Here is a 2771-nt window from a genome sequence, read left to right as displayed (position 1 = left end):
ATACAATTATATTTTGAGAAAAAAAATCAAAACCGAACTGCTAACTTCAGCTACCCGTCAAGTGCGGCAGCAGTGGTTTTCGGTGGGCATCTTTCCGCTCAAGCTGCGTTTCGGCTTGACAGAAAATCGCCCGCAGTCCGCCCCTGCGTGTAGCTTCCTACGTCAGACTGTGCAAAAACTCTCTCAATTGTTAATATCTTAACTGCTTGATATTATAGCATTAAGATGATTTTTGATATCTTCAAGGGTATAATCAAAAGCCACCTATTATGCCACACGTTACCGGCGAAGAAAGAAATCAACTGTTTATGATCAGCATGGAAGAGATGGTGCCCAAAGATTCCTTTGTGAGGGCCATCGATTCATTCGTTGATGCTATTGATATGAAAAGCTTCGGGTTTGCCCATGTACAGAGCAAAGAAGAAGGCCGCCCTTCGTTCCATCCATCTGTTTTGTTGAAGCTTTACCTGTATGGTTACCATTATGGAATCCGCACCTCGCGCAAACTGGAACGCGAAGCAGCACTGAATCTCGAAGCCATGTGGCTCACCTCGTGCCAGAGCCCGAAATACAAAACCATTGCCGACTTCAGGAAAAACCACGCCAAAGCCTTCCGTCTGGTGTTCCGCAGCTTTATCAGGTTGCTCAAAGAATGGGATCTGGTCGATGGAAAAACCATTGCCATCGATTCGTTCAAGATCAGGGCACAGAACTCGCTCAAGAACAACCTGAACCAAGCCAAAATAGACCGCCACCTTGCTTACATCGACAATAAGATCACAGAATATGAATCACAGCTCGACCAGTGCGACCGTGAAGAAGACCAGCAGGAATTATTAACCAAAATAGAACTTCAAAAGCAGCGGAAAGAGGGCTATCAGGAGGCAGAAGATCAACTAAAAACCACGGGAGAAGAACAGGTTTCGCTTACCGATCCCGATTCGCGCGCGGTAGTTTTCCAACGCAACAGTGTCCAGGTGGGATACAATGTACAGGCTTCCATCGACTCGAAGAACAAACTGCTGGTGGAATACGAAACCGGCGAGGTGAACGATAGCCATGCACTTGCCCCAATGGCCATCGCCACCAAGGAACTGCTTCAGGTGGAACAAATGGATGTGCTTGCCGACAAAGGCTATCATACCGGTGTGGAATTGATGGAATGCGAAAAGGAAAACATCACCACCTACGTATCGCCAAGGGCACCATCAACAAAGGATAATGGCCTTTATCCGGTAACCTCGTTTGTGTACAACCGCGAAGAAGACACCTATACCTGTCCGGCAGGGGAAACACTCACCACCAACAATGTTTGGTATCACCATAAAAACCCGGGAAACAAACCTCCATTGCGTTTTAAGCGTTACACCACTACTGCCTGCAAAAGCTGTACAGGAAGGAACAAATGCACCAAACAAAAGCTGAACGGAAGATCCATCGACCGAAGCGAATTTGCCGATAGTATGGAACGGAACAATGCACGGGTAATGGCCAATCCCAACTACTACCGACAACGGCAACAATTGGCCGAACATCCTTTCGGAACCTTGAAACGACAGCGTGGGTTTATTTTCACACTGATGAAAGGGAAAGAAAAGGTTCTTGGAGAAGTAGGGTTGGAATTTATTGGCTACAACCTGACCAGGTGTGTTTCAATACTAGGGTTTATAGAATTGTGTAAAGCACTGAAAAAGTGTGCTTTCATTATTTTAAACCTCGTTGAACGGTCTTTTTTAAGCCTTTTCAGGTTACTTTCTTTCAAAAACGATAAAATGCAAATTGATCAGGACAAAGAAATTATCCCCTCATACAGCCTTGAAAATGATTTTGTAAAGCCATATTTATCGATACAATTTTAAAAATAGAGTTTTTGCACCAACTCACGTTACCAACCATATTATTGAGACAGTGCAAATATGAAGAGACCGAATAAATTTATTAGTTTTTGTTTTTTGATTAATGCTTTACAAGCAGCAATCTTTATCGGACTATTTGTTGGACTAATTCCAATTGTATTGATTTCTCAGAAACTTGGGAACAGATTGTTTGAAATGTTTGGGAGTGACACATTTATGTATATTTTTAATGGCTTGACTTTTTTTTCATTTATAAATTGGATTTTTTGCATAAGATTCTGGTATAAAAATGACAAGTATTCTAAAGCCATATTCGGACTATTATTCCCTAATGTAATATATGCTCCATTTTATTACTATCAGGTAATTATCAAAAAGAGACCTTTGAGAAATACAATAGATTCGCCTAACTTAGACCTTGAGAAAAATGAGAATGCGATTGATCAAAATGACTTTGTTGCGTTGACACGTAAAAACATATTTGAGATAATAGAACTCTGGTCCTCAAAAGACAAGCAACTTGACTATCAAGACAGTGTTCCAATTGCAGATGTTTCATCGGAGTTATTTTGTCAATGGGCTGACTCATATACTCCAGAATTTATCGACTTTAGAGAAGCGTTTAATACTGTAGAATTAGGGTTACTGTCTGAATTTGACAAAGAGTTAAATATAATTTCCGGAAAGACACCGAATCGGTTACCTGAGATTAGAGAATTTATAGAAACGGATGAGTGGAAAGTTCTCAGCGACAAGGCAAAAGAAATATTGATTGAATTAAATACGGTTGGTAACATCAGTAGCCGTTGCACAACGCCTGATTTTTGACCGGGTTTCGTCGGGATTTTGAAAAAAGGATAGCCTGCCTGAAAGGATTTTTTGAAAGCGGGTTTTTTATTGGTTTTTTCAGTTTTG

General features: G+C 41.2%; 2 protein-coding genes. Both read left to right on the top strand.

Annotated elements, in window-relative coordinates:
• Window positions 1-269: 269 nt before the first annotated feature.
• Window positions 270-1859 (top strand): IS1182 family transposase, encoded by a 1590-nt coding sequence (locus F9K33_16485; protein ID KAB2877374.1) that lies wholly within the window; start codon window positions 270-272, stop codon window positions 1857-1859.
• A 57-nt stretch (window positions 1860-1916) separates the two neighbouring features.
• Window positions 1917-2684: a hypothetical protein gene (locus tag F9K33_16480; protein ID KAB2877373.1), complete on the top strand. Its 768-nt coding sequence runs from the start codon at window positions 1917-1919 to the stop codon at window positions 2682-2684.
• Window positions 2685-2771: the final 87 nt, after the last annotated feature.

Source organism: bacterium (assembly GCA_008933615.1).
Taxonomy (GTDB): domain Bacteria; phylum CLD3; class CLD3; order SB21; family SB21; genus SB21.
The sequence above is the reverse complement of the archived record's forward strand: the minus strand, read 5'-3'. Positions and strand labels throughout refer to the sequence as shown.

Excerpts from the sequence above, each read along its gene's own strand:
- F9K33_16485 (KAB2877374.1), top strand. The coding sequence starts at position 270 with ATGCCACACGTTACCGGCGAAGAAAGAAATCAACTGTTTATGATCAGC.
- F9K33_16480 (KAB2877373.1), top strand. The coding sequence starts at position 1,917 with ATGAAGAGACCGAATAAATTTATTAGTTTTTGTTTTTTGATTAATGCT.